The sequence below is a fragment of the Kitasatospora sp. NPDC042419 genome, from assembly GCF_056437345.1.
Map to the genome: position 1 here is coordinate 77,867 of NZ_JBWKAW010000008.1, position 15,657 is coordinate 93,523.

The following is a 15,657-nucleotide window of genomic DNA, read 5'->3' on the forward strand; positions in this document are numbered from 1 at the left end:
GTCTCACCCCAGGCCCATGGCCTTGGCGACGATCACCTTCTGGACCTCGGAGGTCCCCTCGATGATGGTCGTCATCCGGACGTAGCGGTAGAGGAACTCCAGCGGATGTCCGCGCACCCAGCCGGTGGCGCCGTGCACCTGGAGCGAGCGGTCGACCGCCCGGACGGCGGTCTCGGAGGCGGTGAGCTTGGCGAGCGCGGCGTTCTCGGGGGCCTCGGTGCCGTCGTCCACCAGCCGGGCGCAGGCCAGGGTGAGCAGCTTGGAGGCCTCGACCTCGGCCCGGGTGCTCACCAGGTGCTCCTGGATGTGCTGGTAGTCGCCGATCCGCTGCCCGAAGGCCTGCCGCTCGCGGGCGTACTCGACGCCGAGCCGCAGCGCGTACTCGGCGATGCCGTTGCACATCGCGGCGACCACCAGCCGGCCCCGGGAGAGGCTGTCCATGGCGAGCGCGGTGGCGGCGCCGACCCCGTCCTCGCCGCCGATCACCGACGCCATGGGGGCGTGCAGCCGGTCGAGCGTCAGCTCGAACAGCGGCTCGCCGGACATGCCCTCGTACCGCTGGCCGATCCGCAGGCCCGGGTGGTCCATCGGAAGGACGAACGCGGTGGCGCCGGCGGTGGGCCCGGCGCCGTCGCCGAGGTCGGTGGCGGTGACCACCAGGGCGAGGTCGGCCCGGTCGGCGTTGCTGACGAAGGTCTTGCGGCCGTTCAGCAGCCAGCCGTCACCCTGCCGGACGGCGGTCGTGGTGAGCCGGAACGCGTCGGAGCCCGCCTGCGGTTCGGTGAGTGCCAGGCAGCGGGTCCGCTCGCCGCGGACCAGCGGGACGAGGTGGCGTTCGATCTGTTCGGGCGTGCCGTGCCGCAGCAGCGGGCTGGGCCCGTCGGAGCCGGCCAGCGCGTACGGGGCGAGCGCGCAGCCGCTGCGCCCGGCGGCGTGGTGGAGCAGCACGACGGCGGTGAACGGCATGTCCGCGCCGCCGAGTTCCTCCGGGTAGTCGCCGGCGTAGAAGCCGAGCGCGGCGGAGCGCTTGCGCACGTAGGTCCGCAGGTCGGCCGGCGGCTGCTCGGCGGACTCGCCCAACTCGGCGGCCAGCGGTTCGAGTTCACGCCGGACGAAGCTCTCGAAGGCGTCGACGAGCTCGCGGTGGCCGGCTTCGAGGACGGCGGACGGGGCGGAGAGGCTCACTGGTCGGCTCCGGTCAGGGCGCGGGCCTGGTCGGCCAGGACGGGGTGCTGGAAGAGCGTGCGCAGCGGCGGGCGGGTGCCCAGGCGCGGCTCCAGCCAGGCGGCGAGCCGGGCGGCGAGCAGCGAGTGCCCGCCGACCTCGAAGAAGTGCGAGTCGGCGGTGAACCGGTCGTGGCCGAGCACCTCGCGCCAGGCCTCGGCGACCAGGGCCTGGCCGGGGCCGGTGAAGGCCTGCGGTTCGGCCGCGGCCGCCGCGAGGCCGTCGGGCGCCTCGGCGGCGATCCGGGCCAGGGCGGCGCGGTCGGGCTTGCCGCCAGGCAGCAGCGGCATGGCGGCCAGCGCCGTCCAGGCCGCGGGGACCAGGCCGGCCGGGAGCCGGCGGGCCAGGGCGGCGTGCAGCGCGGTCTGGTCGGGCTGCTCGTCCCCCTCCAGGAAGCCGAGCAGGCGCGGGCCGGCGGTCTCGTCCTGGTGCAGCACGACGGCGCAGGAGCGGCCGCCCAGCTCGGCGGAGGCGGCGGCTTCGATCTCCTCCAGCTCGATCCGGAAGCCGCGCAGCTTCACCTGGTTGTCGCGGCGGCCGAGGAAGCGGAGCCGTCCGTCGAGGCCCCGGAAGCCGCGGTCGCCGGTGCGGTAGACCCGCTCCCCGCCGAGTGCGGGGACGGTGACGAACCGGGCCGCGGTGACCTCCGGCAGGCCGAGGTAGCCGTCGGCCAGCGCGTCGCCCCCTACGGCGAGTTCGCCGACCGCGCCGGGCGGCAGCGGGTGCAGGCCCTCGTCCAGGACGTGCACGCGCACGCCGGGCAGTTCGGTGCCGAGCGGGATCTCGGCGGCGTCGGCGTCGGGGGCGGTCGCGGTCGGGTCGGTGGTGGTCGAACCGGAGGTGGTCGGGTCGGTCGCGGTCGGGTCGGTGGTGGTCGGGCTGCTCCCGGTCGGGTCGCTCCCGGTCGGGCCGGTGCCCGCGAGGTCGGCGGCCGTGACCTCGTGCACGGTGGAGGTGACGGTCGCCTCGGTGACGCCGTAGGCGTTCAGCACGGTCACGGCGGTACCCTCGGCCAGCCCGCGCAGGGCCCGCGCGGGCAGCCGCTCCCCGCCGAGGACGAGCAGGCGCGGGGACCAGCGGCCGTCCGCCAGTGCCTCGCGCAGGTCCTCGCGGACCGCCAGGGCGTAACTGGTCGGCAGGTTGGCGACGGTGACGCCGCGGGCCGCCAGCACCGCGACCAGCTCCGGCCCGGTCGGCACCTCGCGCTGCGGCAGCACCAGGGCGGCGCCCGCGGCCAGCGAGGGCAGCGCCTCCTCCAGTGCCACGTCGAAGGAGGGGCGGGCGAAGAGCAGCACCCGGTCCGCGGGCCCGAGGCCGTAGCGGGCCGCGATCGCGGCGGTGTAGCGGGCCAGCGCGGCGCGGCCGACCAGGACCGGCTTGGGCACGCCGGTCGAGCCGGAGGTGTGGATCACGTACGCGGCGCCGTCGAGCACCGCGGCGGGCTCGGCCTTCGGGAACGCCGGACCGTCCAGCAGGGCCGGGGCGACGGCGCCGGGCAGCGCGAGTGCGCTCTGCCTGGTCGCGAGGACCAGCGCCGGGGCGAGCCGCTCCAGCAGCAGGGCGAGCCGGGCCTGCGGGTCCTCGGAGGAGAGCGGGGCGTACACCGCGCCGTACCGGAGGCAGGCGAGCAGCGCGACCACGCTGTCCACGCCGCGCGGCAGCACGGTGGCGACCGGCTGGCCCGGCGTCACGCCGGCGGCGCGCAGGCGCTCGACGAGGGCGGCGACGCGGCGGTCGAGGTCGCCGTAGCCGATCCGTTCGGCGCCGGCGAGCAGGGCGAGGGCGCCCGGGTCGTGGGCGGCGGCCGGGTCGAGGACGGACAGGTCGGGAGCGGCCGGGTCGACGGACGGGTCCAGGGCGGTCTGGTCCGGGGCGGTCTGGTCCAGGGCGGGCGAGTCCAGGGCGGGCTGCTCCGGGCCGGCGGGGGCGGGCGCGGCCGGCGCGAGGTCGGCGAGCACGGCGTCCGGACGGTCGAGGTAGTCGCGGAGCAGTTCCAGCAGCCGCTCGGCGAGCAGGCCGGCCGTCTCCTCGGCGAACAGGTCGGCGTCGTAGTCCCAGACCAGGGTCATCCCGGGCGCGCCGAGCTTCTCGCCGACCACCCGGCGGTCGTCGGGCAGCAGCACCAGGTCGAGGTCGAAGCGGGTGGTGCCGGTGTTGAACCCCTCGTACAGCGACACCTCCAGCCCGGGCGCCTGGACGTCGGGCAGCGGCGCGTCGTGTGCGCTGAACATCACGCTGAACAGCGGGTTGTCCGCGCCGGTGGTGTGCCGGCCCAGCTCGCGGGTCAACTCCTGGACGGGCACGTCCTGGTGGGGCAGCGCGCGGAAGAGGACGTCGGTCACCTCGTCCACCGTCTCGGTCCCGGGCGCCGCCGGGTCGAGCCGCAGGCGCAGCGGGACGGTGTTGACGAACATGCCGACGGTGCCCTCGAAGCCGGGCGGGCGGTTGCCGACGGCGGTGCCGACCATGAGCTCGCGGTGGCCGCTTTGCCGGCGCAGGAGTTCGGCGAAGAGCGTGAGCAGCGTGGAGAACGGGGTGTGCCCGTCGCGCCGGCCGCGCTCGCGCAGCCGCTCGGCGAGGTCGGCGCCGATCGACTGGCGCAGCTGGCCGCCGCGGTGCCGGCGCACCGCTCCCGGACGGGCCAGCCCGGGTAGCGTCAGGTCCACCGGGGCATCGGCCAACTCGCGCTTCCAGTAGGCGAGTCCACGCTCCCTGGCGGCGTCCTGCGCGGGTCCGGCGGCGCGCACGTGGTCTTCGTAGGAAGGGGCCGCGGGCAGTTCGGCCGTCCCGCCGAGGACGTGCGCCCGGTAGACGGTGAAGAGGTCACGGAGCAGGATCGCGAACGAGTGACCGTCGTGGATGAGGTGGTGCTCGACGTGGATCAGCCGGTGGTGGTCGTCGGCGAGGCGGACGAGGTGCCAGCGCAGCAGCGGTGCCTGCGTGGTGTCCAGCGGCTCCTCGGCCTCGGCGGCGAGCAGGGTCCGGAACGTCGCCTCGGGGTCGGGTTCGGCGGAGAAGTCGCTGGTGCGCAGGCGCGGTTCGGTCCGGGTGCCGACCCGCTGGAGCGGCAGCCCCTCCGACCGGGCCACCAGTTCGAGCCGGAGGCCCGGGTGGTGGGCGATCACGGCGGCCAGACCGGCCCGGAGCGCGTCGGTGTCGAGCGGCCCCCAGAGGTCGAGGGCGGCGGTGAAGTTGTACGCGCGACTGCCGGGCAGCATCTGCTCGTGCAGCCAGACGATCTCCTGCGACGAGGAGAGTGCGAACATGGGCAACTCCCTTACGGTGGCGGGTTGGTATGCGGTTCGACGGGGCGGGCGGGCACGGTTGGCCCGCCGCTGCCGGGCGGGCCGGGGGTGGTGGCGCGCGCGGCGGGTCGTTCGGGTTCGGGGGGCGGGCTCGGGCTCGGGCTCGGATCAGGACGGGCGGGCCCGGGTGCGCGCGCCGGGCAAGGCGGGCCGGTGGGCTGGTGGGTCGGTGGGCTGGCGGGCAGGCGGGCGGGCAGGCAGGTTCGGACGGAAGGAGTCGGCCGGGCTCAGCCGGCCGGGCCGAGGTGGCGGCGGAGCGTCGCCAGCAGTTCCCCGAACGCGGCCTCGGCGTCCGCGTCCCGGTAGCGGTCGCGGTCCCAGGCCAGCCGGACCAGCAGGTCCTCGCCGTGCGAGGCGGAGACCGCCAGCGGCGCGGCGAGCGGGCGACCGCCCAGGTGGGTCTCCCGGCCGGCGGTGCCGCCGAGCACCAGCGGCGGGCGGCGGTTCAGGTCCTCGAAGGTCAGCAGGCCGTCCAGGGCTCCGGACCAGCGCGCACCGGCCGAGCGGGCGGCGCGCACCACCTCGTCGTACGGGGTGTCCGCGTGGTCGAGGTCGTCCCACCACTCGGCGCCGAGCTCGTCGAGGCCCCGCTCCGGCCCGGGCGGCGCCGGGTGGACGAGGGTGTTCAGGAAGCAGCCGAGGACGGGCTCCGCACCGGGCGGGCGGCCGCCCCACGGGTAGCCGAGCGCGAGCACCCGCTCCCCCGCGGTGAGCCGGCGGGCGGCCGCGCCGACCGCGTCCAGCAGGGCCGGGAAGACCCCGCCCCGGGCGGCCCCGGAGGCGGCCGGCAGCCGGTGGGTCACCATGCCGGTGGACCAGGCGACGCCTCCGGTGGCGGCCCCTCCGGTGGCGACCCCGCCCCGGGGCGCTTCGTCCAGGGCACCGAGCCGGGCCGCCCAGTGAACCTGCGCGGCCTCGGTCGCCGCGGCCGCCTCGGCGGCCAACTGTCCCTCCACCGCGGCGCGGTAGGCCTCGACGCCGTCCTGCCCGTCCGCCGCTCCCGCCGCCTGCACAGCCTCCGCGGCCTCCGCGGCCTCCGGCTCGCTCTGCCGGTCCGGCGTGCCCTGTCCGTACGCCGCGGTGAGGTCCGCCGTGACCAGGCCGAGCGACTGCTCGTCGCAGGCGGCGTGGTCCAGCGCGACGGCCAGCAGCTCCTCCTCGTCGTCCGGCGCGGCCGCCAGCAGCAGGCGCAGCACCGGGCCGTCGACCGGCCAGTCCAGCAGCGCACGGCGCAGCGCCGCCGCCGCGGCCCCGTCCGGGACGTCCGGGCTGTCCGGGCCGTCCGCACCGACCACCACCCGGGCCACCTCGACCGACGGCGCGCCGAGCCGCAGGACGGGCGTGCCGCGGACCGTCGTGAACGCGCCCCGCAGCGCGGGGTGTCGGGCGGCCAGCCGGACGGCGGCGCGGCGCAGGCGCGGCAGGTCCACGGTGCCGCGCGGAAAGGCGAAGAACAGCGGCACGATGTCGGCCCGGCCGCGCAGTTCGCGGCGGCGGGTGATCAGGAACCGCCGCTGGGCGCCGGTGAGCGGCAGCAGCTCCGAGGGGGCGGGGGCGGCGTCGAGGACGGACCGGTAGCGGGCAAGGTAGGCGGCCGTGATGCTGGAGGACACGGAAGGGTCTCCGCTTTCGGTTCAGGGCGTTCGGAGGTCCGGGGCTGGTGCGGGTGTCTGCGGGCGTCGGTCCGGTGCGGCCCGGCAACCGGGCAGCCGGCCGGCCGCGGTGTGCGTTCGCACGGGGCACGAGGATGCGGGCGGGACAGGACGGGGCAGGGCGTACGTGGCAGGGCGTACGTGGCGGGGCGGGCCGGTTCAGCGCACCGGTCTGACGGCGTCGGCACCCTCCGGATCGGCGCGGTCGTGGTCCGGCCCCGGCACGGGACACGGCTCTGACAGGGGGTCCGGCTCCACGTCCGGGTCCGGGTCCGGCGCCGCGGACCCAGGCCCGGACGCGGCCCCGGGCTCCGGGGCGGAGGGCAGGTCCCGCATGCCGCGCAGCGGTGAGAGCAGCAGCGGCACGGGCACCACCAGGATGCCGACGGCGCAGACCCAGAGCGCGGCGCGCGGCCCGGCCGCGTCGGCGATGGTGCCGCCGAGCAGGGCGCCCAGCGGCAGGGTGCCCCAGACCAGGAAGCGCATGGTGGCGTTCATCCGGCCGAGCAGCTCGGGCGGGCAGAGGCTCTGCCGGAAGCTCACCTGGGCGACGTTGTAGACCACCGCGCCGAACAGGACCACCACACCGCCGACGGCGAACAGCACCGCGCCCGCGCCCCCGTCCGCGAGCGGCCAGAGCAGCGCGAACGGCCCGGTCACCAGCGGGGCGAGCCAGATCAGCCGGCCCTGGCCGATCCACCGGGCCAGCGGGCCCGCGCAGAGCGCCCCGGCCAGGCCGCCCACCGCCGAGACGGACAGCAGCACTCCGATGGCCGCCGGCGAAAGGTCCAGGACCCTGACCCAGAAGACGGTCTGAACGGCCATCAGTACGGCGTTGAAGAGGTTGGCGGTGGCCGTGGTGGCCGCGATCACCCGGAGCAGCGGATGCCCCGTCACGAACCGGACGCCCTCGGCGACGTCCGCGCGCAGCGAGCGGCCGGGCTCGGTCCGGGGCCGCGGTTCCTCGGCACGGATCCGGGAGAGCAGTGCCGCCGAGACCAGGTAGCCGACCGCGTCGGCGACGATCGCCAGTGGCGCGCCGAGCAGTTGGACCAGCCCGCCGCCCAGCCCCGGCCCGGCGATCTGCGCGGAGGAGCGGACCGTCTCGATCGCACCGTTGCCGGCGACCAGTTGCTCGCGCGGCAGCAGCACCGGCAGGTAGGACTGGTGGGCGACGTCGAAGAAGACCGTCGCCACCCCGGTGACCAGGGCCACCAGGTAGAGCTGGACCAGGGTGAGCGCGTCGAGCGCGGCGGCCGCCGGGATCGAGCCGACGGCGAGGCAGCGCAGCACGTCTGCGCGGATCAGGACGGGGAGCTTGCGCATCCGGTCCAGCCAGGCACCGGCGGGCAGGCCGACCAGGAGGAAGGCGGCGGTCTCGGCGGCCGTCAGCAGGCCGACCTGGAAGGGCGAGGCGTCGAGTTCCACCACCGCGACCAGGGGCAGCGCGACCAGGGTCACCTGAGTGCCCGCCTGGGCCGCGACGGCTCCCGAGAGCAGGAGTCTGAAGTCGCGTCGGGCCGAGGGGCGGGTGCGGGGCGGACGGGGCTTGTCGTTCATCAGTACGACTCTCGGTTACCGATTCGCTACCGGGCAACCGTCTGGCTCGATTCCGGCCCCCTCCCCGAACGACCGGATCCCGCCGGTCACGCAGGCTTCCCTTAGCCGCCCCTTATGTCACGACCCCCGGTCCGCGACCCGGTTTCGCAGGCGGGACCAGCGGCATCGCTCCCGCATCGCAGCCGGGGCCGTCCGTCCACCGTGGCGTCCGCTATTCGGACTGATACTTTCCGGCCAGCGGACGGCCGCCCTCAACTTGGCTGGAACCTGTGAAGTGCTGACGTTCCGTCACCTGGCCGTGGCTCCACCGTGGTATCCGCACGACGCGGCCCCCGGACCGCAGTGGGTCCGGGGGCCGGGTCCGGGGGCCGGGTCCGGGGCGCAGGGTTCGGGGCGCAGGGTTCGGGGCGCAGGGCGGCCGATGCCGGCTCCGTGGTCGTCGGCAGGGTCTGCCGGGTCTGCTGGTTCGGCCGGATCGGCCGGTGGCGGTCAGGCCGGGTCGAGGACGGCGTCCGGGGTCCGGCCAGCCTGGGCCTGCTCGATGCGCTTGACCAGCATCGCGGCGAGCCGCCGGGCGGCGGCCGGGTCGACCGGGCCGCCCTCGGTGGTGACGCTGGCGACCACCGTGCCGGACCTCAGGACGATGCTCACGCCGTCCCGGCCGGCCAACTGCCCCTGGAACGCGCGGCTCTCGGTCCCCAGCAAGGCGAGGTCGAGCGTGCTGTACCCGCCGACGCCGTAGGCCGCGTACGCCTCCTTCAGCCGCTCCTTGGCCGCCGCCTTCCCGGCCAGGGTGTCGACGGCGAAGCGCGCCGTCACGTCGCCGGAGGCGAAACGGGCCGTGCCGCTCAGCGGCTTGCCGGTGCAGGGCGCGGCGGCGGTGCAGGTGGTGGCATGGTCGCCGGTGTCCACCTTCCGCCGCTCCTCCTCCCAGCCGGCCATCGCCTTCTGGTCGGGCAGGACCTGGAGGACGAGCTTGTCGTCGAGCAGCAGGGTGTCGGAGTCCGGCCCGGCGGGCGGCTGCGCACCGCCGCCGGTGGTGCCGGAGGCGGTACCGGCCGTGGTTCCGGCGGACGCGCCACCGGACGCGCCGCCTCCGACCGCACCGCCCGTCGTAGCACCGCCCGTCGTAGCACCCGCCGTAGCGCCGCCCGTCGTCGCGCCGGTCGCACCGCCCGCCGTGGCACCGGCGGACGCGGTGGCGCCGTCCGCCGCCGGGGTGCCGCCCGTCGCGGCACCGCCCGTCGCACCGGTGGCCGCGTTCCCGGTCGGGGCCGAGGACGCGGTGCCGGAGGCGGCTGCCGCCGAGCCCTCGGTGCCGCCCGGGCTCGCCGAGGCGGCCGCCGTGCTCCCGGCCGCGCTCCGGGAGGTCTCCGACCCCCCGGACCCGCACGCCGCCAGTGCCCCCAGCAGCACACCCGCCGCCGCAGCGGCGGCCACCTTCCGACCGGCCGTCCCCATGTTCCGCCCCTCTCGTGTCCGTGGCCCCTCAAGATAGACGCGGGCCGGGCCGATCGGTTCCCCGGGGCGCCCGGCCCCCCGGACGACCGCTCCCGGGCGGGCCGGCGCCGGGGCCCTCCCGGAGCGAACGGTCACGGCCGGGGTGGGACGACGGCCGGGGTGGGACGACGGCCGAGGCGGGACGGGTCAGGCCGAGGCGGCCGGCCCGCTGCCGGGCGCGCCCGGCGGCAAGGGCTCGACCCCGGACACCCGGCTGACCCGGGTGGGCTCGACCAGCACGACCACCCGCCGCTCGCCGGGGATCCGCCAGCCGTACTCCTCCACGCCGAGGTACGTCCGGGCCAGCCGGTCCATGTTCCGGTCGGCCTCCTCCCCTTCGACGAACCGCACCACCCGTCCCCGGATCTGCACCCGGTCGTACGGGTCGGCCGGGTCGGCCAGCGACAGGCAGACCCGGGGGTCGCGCCGCAGGTTCCGCTCCTTGACCCGGCCGACCGAGGTGTTGAACAGCAGCAGGTCCCCCTCCATCCCCACCCACATCGGGCTCACATGCGGCGACCCGTCGGCGTTGACCGTGCCGACGTACCAGATGTGTCCCGCCTCGATCCGCTCGCGGACGTCCTTCGAGATCTCAGCCATGCGCCGAGTCTCCCCACCCGTGCCCCGGCTCACCCGTGCCCGGCCCACCGCACGACCAGCCGACCGCACGACCAGCCGACCGCACGAGCAGACGTCCGTAGGGTCGCCGACCGGCGACCGGAGAACCGTCGGATACCCCGGTGGGGCAGGTTCACCCGGATCGCCCAGGGCACCCGGGTGAACACGCCGAGGAGTCCACCCGAAGGGCGCACCTACCCGGCCGTCGCTGCCGCCCTCCGGTGGCAGCGGCGGCCACCGTGGATGACGGTGGATCAGGCGCCCACCCGCGATTCCCCTGGCCGACGACGTGTCGGCTATCGCGGCCCCGCGCCGGAAGGATCATCATCATGCGTTCTGCACGCACGCTGCTCGCCGGAGCGGCCGTCGCCGCCGTCCTCGCCGCCGGTGCCCCGCTCGCCTACGCGGACGGAGCCTCCGACCAGGGCAAGAACCTGACCTGGCAGGAGAAGCAGGACAAGGCCGCCAGCGCCGAGGGCCAGAAGAGCTGGGAGGAGAAGCAGAAGGGCTCCTCCGGCGAGGAGCACAAGGCCGAGGAGTCCAAGGGCGGCGAGTACAAGGGCAGCGAGTCCAAGGGCGGCGAGTACAAGGCCGACGAGAGGACCCCGCACGGTGGCGTGCACACCGGCGGTGGCGGCCTGGCGCTCTCCGGCGGCGGCCTCGCCTCCGGTGCCGTCCTGCTGCTCGGCGGCCTCGGTGCGGGCGCGATCGCCCTGCGCCGCGGTCGTCGCACCGCCGACGCAGCCATCTGATCCCGCGCCGTTTCCCGCCGCTCCCCCGCCGTGGCCGGTGCCCAGTGCGCCGGTCGCGGCGGGGGCACGCGGGGCGGCGCTTCGCCGTGTCGGGCCCGCGGTACGGGCCCGAGGAGAGGAGCCGGCGCGATGGCCGGTCTGGTCCCTGGTACGTCCCGGCTGCTGCGCGCGGGGATGGGCGCGGCGGCGGTCGGTCTGCTGCTGATCTACAACTCGGTGGACACGGTGCCGTCCGACGAGTCGGCGCCGGGGCAGGCCGCTCCGGCGGCGGCCACCGCACCCGCCACGCCCGGCGGCGCGCCCGCCGGCTCCCCGGCCGCTGCGCCCGCCACGGCGTCACCGGCCGGACCCGCCAAGGCCTCCGCGCCCGCGGCGCCCGCGCTGAAGCGGTCCAAGCCCACCCGGCTGAGGATCCCCCAGATCGGCGTGGACGCCCCCTTCACCGAACTCACCCTGGACCCGGCCGGCCAGCTCGGCGCCCCACCGCCGGAGGACAAGAACCTGGTCGGCTGGTACCGGGACGGCGCCTCCCCCGGTGAACGCGGCGCCTCGGTGGTCGCCGGGCACGTCGACACCACCAAGGGGCCGGCCGTCTTCCTGCTGCTCAGCCTGCTGATGCCGGGCCACAAGGTGGAGGTCCAGCGGGCCGACGGCACGGTCGCCGTCTTCTCGGTGGACGCGGTCGAGACCTTCGCCAAGGACGCCTTCCCCGACCAGAAGGTGTACGGGAAGACGCCGGACGCCCAGCTGCGGCTGATCACCTGCGGCGGCGTCTACGACAAGAAGCGCCGGGACTACCTGGACAACGTGGTGGTCTTCGCGCACCTGGAGTCCTCGCGCAAGGCCTGAGCCGGCCACCGGGACGACGGAGACCGCCGGTCCCCCCTCTGCTGAGGGGGACCGGCGGTCTCCGTCGTCCCGGCCCGGTCGCGGTGTCCGGGCCGGGGCTCCGGTCAGCCGCGGACGGTGGCCTCGAAGGCGTGCAGGTACGGGTTGACCGGGCGGACCTCCGCCACGGACAGGCCGGCCTCCTCCATCAGCCGGACCAGGCTCGCCTCGGAGTGCTTGGCCCCGCCGACGTTGAGCATCAGCATGAGGTCCATGGCAGTGGTGAACCGCATCGACGGGCTGTCGTCGACCAGGTTCTCGACCACCACGACGCGGGCGCCGGGCCGCGCCACGGCAACGACGTTGGCCAGCGTGCGGCGGGTGCTCTCGTCGTCCCACTCCAGGATGTTCTTGATGATGTAGAGGTCGGCGTGGACCGGGATGTCCTCCCGGCAGTCGCCCGGCACCAGCCGGGCGCGCGCGGCGAACGCTCCGCCGTCCCGCAGCCGGGGGTCGGCGCCGGCGACCACCTTGGGCAGGTCCAGCAGGGTTCCGTGCAGCGCCGGGTGCTTCTCCAGCAGGCTGGCCAGGACGTGGCCCTGGCCGCCGCCGATGTCGACCACCGACTCGATTCCGGTGAGGTCGAGGTAGGCGGCGAAGTCGGCGGCGGACTGCCGGCTGGAGGTGGTCATCGCCTTGTCGAAGACCTTGGCCGAGTCCCCGGCGTCGCTGTGCAGGTAGTCGAAGAACTCCTTGCCGAACAGCTCGGGGAAGACGTTGCGGCCGGAGCGCACCGCCTCGTCCAGCTTCGGCCAGGCCTCCCAGGTCCACGGCTCGGTGCACCAGAGGGAGATGTAGCGGAGGCTGTTCGGGGCGTCCTCGCGCAGCAGGCGGGACATCTCGGTGTGCTCGAAGCGGTCGCCGCCCGTCTCCTCGAAGATGCCGTAGCAGGTGAGGGCGCGCAGCAGACGGCGCAGCTGCCCGGGTTCGGTGCCCAGCTCGGCGGCGAGGTCGGTGACGGTGGTGGGGGTGTCGCCCAGCGCGTCGGCGACGCCGAGCCGGGCGGCCGCGCGGACGGCGGCGGCGCAGGCGGCGCCGAAGACGAGTTCCCGCAGGCGCATGGCGGCCTGCGGGGTGGTGGCGGGTGCGGTGGTCATGTGCCGTCTCTCTGCTTTCTGCAGGGTTCTGCGGGTTGCTGCGGTCTGTGGTGGGGGCCGGGGTGTGCGGGGTGCCCGCGCCGTCCGGGCGGTCCGCCGGGCCGGGGGGCCGGCGGACGGGACGGGGCGACGGATTGCGGGGCGGGGAGGGGCGGGGAGGGGAGGTGCGGCGGTGGGCCCGGGCTACCGGATCGGCCGGATCCACCGGGTTGGCCGGATCAGCAGCGGCCGGCCGGCTCGGAGACCGCGCAGTGGTTGCGGGCGAAGGAGTTGTCCGTACCGGTGTCGCGGTCGGCGATGTCCGCCGGTCCGTTGCCGACGACGTGGTTGTCGGCGACGGTGTTGCGGGCGTTGGCCACGCCGACCACGCTGTGGACGAGCACGATGCCGCCGGAGAACGGCGAGGCCCCGACGTTGTCGCGGACCTGGTTCTCCGTCACCGTGGTCTCCTCGGCGCCGGTCAGCACGATCCCGGCCCCCTGGATGTGGTCCAGCCGGGGGTTGGGCGGGCAGTAGCGGTTGTTGGCGAGGACCCGGTTGCGGGTGACGGTGAGCGCGCCCGCCCGGGGCACGCCCTCGTCGCCGACGATGAAGACGCCGCCGCAGTTGCCGTGGATCTCGTTCTGCTCGATGGTCAGGTCGCGCAGCCTGCGGACGGTGACGCCGATCCGGTTGTCGGCGAGCTGGTTGCCGCTCACCACCGTGCCGGCGGCGGAGAGCGCACCGCCCTCGCTGTCCACGGTGTTGGCGAGGAAGACGCCGGACTGGCCGTTGCGGGTCGACTCGTTGGCGGTGATCACGCCCCGGGTGGACTTCTCCTGGCTGATGCCCTGCTGGCCGTTGTCGTGGACGTGGGTGGCGCGGACGGTCATGCCGTCGGTGCCGGTGGCGTTGATCCCGTTCTTGCGGAAGCCGGTGACGGCGAGCGCCTCGACGGTGATGCCGGTGAGCGGCCGGTCGTCGGTGCCGACCACGCAGAGGCCGTGTCCGGCGGCCGCGCACGCGGCGGCGGTGTCGGAGGCGGAGGCCCCTGCCCGGGCGGTGCTGTCGGCGGGGAGGATCACGGAGGTCGGCCCGGCGCCGCGCAGGGTGAGGCCGGGGGTGGTGATCCGGACACTGCCCCGGTACTCGCCGGGGAGCAGTTGGACGGTGTCGCCGGGGAGGGCCGCGTCGACGGCCTGCTGAATCGATTCTCCGGGCTGGACCAGGTGCAGCCCGCCGATGGCGTGGGCCGGGGCTGCACCGAGGGCGGTGAGGACGGTGGTCAGGGCGGTCGTGGCGGCGGCGGTGGCCGCGGCGAGGTGATGGACCCGTCGCGTGGGCATGAGTGGTGACCTGCTTTCTGGCGCGCTCTCGGGGGACGCCGGCGCGGTGACGCGGTGTGTGCGGGAGATGACGGCCGGTGGGTGTCGGCCGAACCGACGCTAGGTGCGCGCCGGTGCCCCCGCCACCAGGGTTGGGCTGCCGGACTGACGGAGCGTCGGGCCGGCGTCATCCCCGGACCGGGGCCGGCCCGCGCGGGCCGGGCGGGCGCACCGGCGTGGCCAGGGGGCCGAACGGCGGACGCGGGAGGGGCGGCGGCCCCGGGAGACCGCCCCGGGAACGACGGCGCGCCCGACCGCGGGGAGCGGTCGGGCGCGCAGGAGGGGCGGCGACGGTGGGCGGGCGGCGGAGCGTCAGCGGGCGGGGCGCCATCCGGCGGGGGACGTCAGCCGGTGGGGGACGTCAGCCGGCAGGAGGAGCGTCAGTCCGCAGGCGCAGTACCGGTCGGCGGGCGGAGCGTCAGTCGGCGGGCGTGCCCAGGCGGACGGGCAGGGCCGACAGGTGCCAGGCGACCGGGTTGGGGCCCCGTTCGACCGCCTCGGGGGCGACGGCGAGGGCCAGCTCCGGGTACATCCGCAGCAGGGCGCCGAACGCGGCCGCCGCCTCCTCGTGCGCGAGGACCGCACCGATGCAGCGGTGGGCGCCGTAGCCGAAGCCGAGGTGGGCGTCGTGGTGCGGCACGGCCGCCGCACGGCACAGGTCGAGCCGCTCGGGTTCGCCGAAGACCCGGGGGTCGTGGTTGGCCCCGGCGAGGATCGGCATCACCGCCTCGCCCTTGCGGACGAGCGTGCCGGCCAGCCGGACGTCCTCGGTGGCGTACCGCGGCAGCGCGCCGAGGGTCGGGCCGCACCAGCGCATCAGCTCGTCGACGGCGGCCGGCAGTCCGGAGAGGTCGGCGCGGAGCCCGGCGAGCTGCTCGGGGTGGGCGAGGAGCGCGGCCGTCCCGTTGCCGATCAGCGTCGCGGTGGTCTCGTGGCCGGCCACGATCAGGTTGAGGAGCAGCGACACCGTCTCCACCGGGTCGAGGCCGGTACCCTCGGCGGTGGCCAGCCGGGAGACCAGGTCGTCGCCGGGGTCGGCGCGGCGGCGGTCGATCAGCTCCCGGGCGGCGGCGGCCATCGCGCGCAGCGCGTCGTCCAGCCCCTCCCCCGCGCCGCGGCCGAGGTAGGAGCTCCAGGTGCGCCACTGCGGCCGGTCCGGCTCGGGGATGCCGAGCAGGTCGCAGATGACGGTGACCGGCAGCGGGTAGGCGAAGTGGGCGACGAGGTCGACCGTGCCGTCGGCGTCCGTTCGCTCGCGCAGGCCGCGGGCGTGCTCCTCGGCGAGCTGCTCGATCCGGGGGCGGAACCGCCCGACGGTGCCGGCGGTGAAGGAGGGGTGCACGAGGCCGCGCAGCCGTCGGTGCTCGGCGCCGTCGGCGTCGAACACCCCGGCGCGCAGGTACTTCTCGCAGTCCGGCGGCAGGCCGCGCGCCCGCCAGACCTGCTCGGTGCGGTGCGCGGGCGCGGCACCGGGGACGTTGGCGGCGTCGTTGACGAAGCGCGGGTCGCCGAGGACGGTGCGGACGTCCTCGTAGCGGGTGGCGATCCAGACCGGGACGGTGCCGCGGGCGAGCGGGGCCCGTTCACGGATCCGGGAGAAGGCCTCGAACGGGTTGCGCACCAGCTCGGCGCCGCGCAGGTCGACCGTCTCGAAGGTGTCGGCGGGCGCGGCGGGCTCGACGGCGGTCACGGGTGCC

The 15,657-nt window shown here is 76.1% G+C and carries 11 protein-coding genes; 2 read left to right on the top strand and 9 right to left on the bottom strand.

Going from position 1 to position 15,657, the window contains the following annotated elements:
- Nucleotides 1–3: 3 nt before the first annotated feature.
- The 6 genes from AC067J_RS17930 to AC067J_RS17955 form a co-directional block, all read right to left on the bottom strand.
- On the bottom strand, nt 4–1,185 hold the full coding sequence (locus AC067J_RS17930; protein ID WP_478300220.1) for an acyl-CoA dehydrogenase family protein: 1,182 nt from the start codon (nt 1,183–1,185) through the stop codon (nt 4–6).
- Nucleotides 1,182–4,490, bottom strand: a complete 3,309-nt coding sequence (locus tag AC067J_RS17935; protein ID WP_478300223.1) for a non-ribosomal peptide synthetase — start codon at nt 4,488–4,490, stop codon at nt 1,182–1,184. The genes AC067J_RS17930 and AC067J_RS17935 overlap by 4 nt, the downstream gene beginning before the upstream one ends.
- 266 nt (nt 4,491–4,756) lie before the next feature.
- Entirely contained in the window at nt 4,757–6,142 is a 1,386-nt protein-coding gene (locus AC067J_RS17940; protein ID WP_478300225.1) for a non-ribosomal peptide synthetase, read from the bottom strand.
- A 198-nt stretch (nt 6,143–6,340) separates the two neighbouring features.
- Nucleotides 6,341–7,741, bottom strand: a complete 1,401-nt coding sequence (locus AC067J_RS17945) for an MFS transporter (RefSeq protein ID WP_478300226.1) — start codon at nt 7,739–7,741, stop codon at nt 6,341–6,343.
- 489 nt (nt 7,742–8,230) lie between these two features.
- Nucleotides 8,231–9,202 (bottom strand): hypothetical protein, encoded by a 972-nt coding sequence (locus AC067J_RS17950; RefSeq protein ID WP_478300227.1) that lies wholly within the window; start codon nt 9,200–9,202, stop codon nt 8,231–8,233.
- A gap of 186 nt (nt 9,203–9,388) precedes the next feature.
- Entirely contained in the window at nt 9,389–9,841 is a 453-nt protein-coding gene (locus tag AC067J_RS17955) for a PPOX class F420-dependent oxidoreductase (RefSeq protein WP_478300228.1), read from the bottom strand.
- Nucleotides 9,842–10,188: 347 nt separating this feature from the next.
- Here AC067J_RS17955 and AC067J_RS17960 point away from each other — a divergent pair, with 347 nt between their 5' ends.
- Together AC067J_RS17960 and AC067J_RS17965 are read left to right on the top strand one after the other, a co-directional pair.
- Nucleotides 10,189–10,611, top strand: a complete 423-nt coding sequence (locus tag AC067J_RS17960; protein ID WP_478300229.1) for a hypothetical protein — start codon at nt 10,189–10,191, stop codon at nt 10,609–10,611.
- Nucleotides 10,612–10,740: 129 nt separating this feature from the next.
- The gene (locus tag AC067J_RS17965; protein ID WP_478300230.1) at nt 10,741–11,460 is read left to right on the top strand and encodes a class F sortase; all 720 of its coding nucleotides are present in this window, start codon (nt 10,741–10,743) and stop codon (nt 11,458–11,460) included.
- 104 nt (nt 11,461–11,564) lie between these two features.
- Here AC067J_RS17965 and AC067J_RS17970 read toward each other — a convergent pair whose 3' ends face one another.
- The 3 genes from AC067J_RS17970 to AC067J_RS17980 all read right to left on the bottom strand — a co-directional run bounded on the left by AC067J_RS17970 (nt 11,565) and on the right by AC067J_RS17980 (nt 15,650).
- Nucleotides 11,565–12,596: a methyltransferase gene (locus tag AC067J_RS17970; protein ID WP_478300231.1), complete on the bottom strand. Its 1,032-nt coding sequence runs from the start codon at nt 12,594–12,596 to the stop codon at nt 11,565–11,567.
- Nucleotides 12,597–12,814: 218 nt separating this feature from the next.
- The gene (locus tag AC067J_RS17975) at nt 12,815–13,921 is read right to left on the bottom strand and encodes a right-handed parallel beta-helix repeat-containing protein (RefSeq protein ID WP_478300232.1); all 1,107 of its coding nucleotides are present in this window, start codon (nt 13,919–13,921) and stop codon (nt 12,815–12,817) included.
- A gap of 457 nt (nt 13,922–14,378) precedes the next feature.
- Complete coding sequence (locus AC067J_RS17980; RefSeq protein WP_478300233.1) at nt 14,379–15,650, bottom strand: cytochrome P450 family protein; 1,272 nt, start codon at nt 15,648–15,650, stop codon at nt 14,379–14,381.
- Nucleotides 15,651–15,657 lie beyond the last annotated feature (7 nt).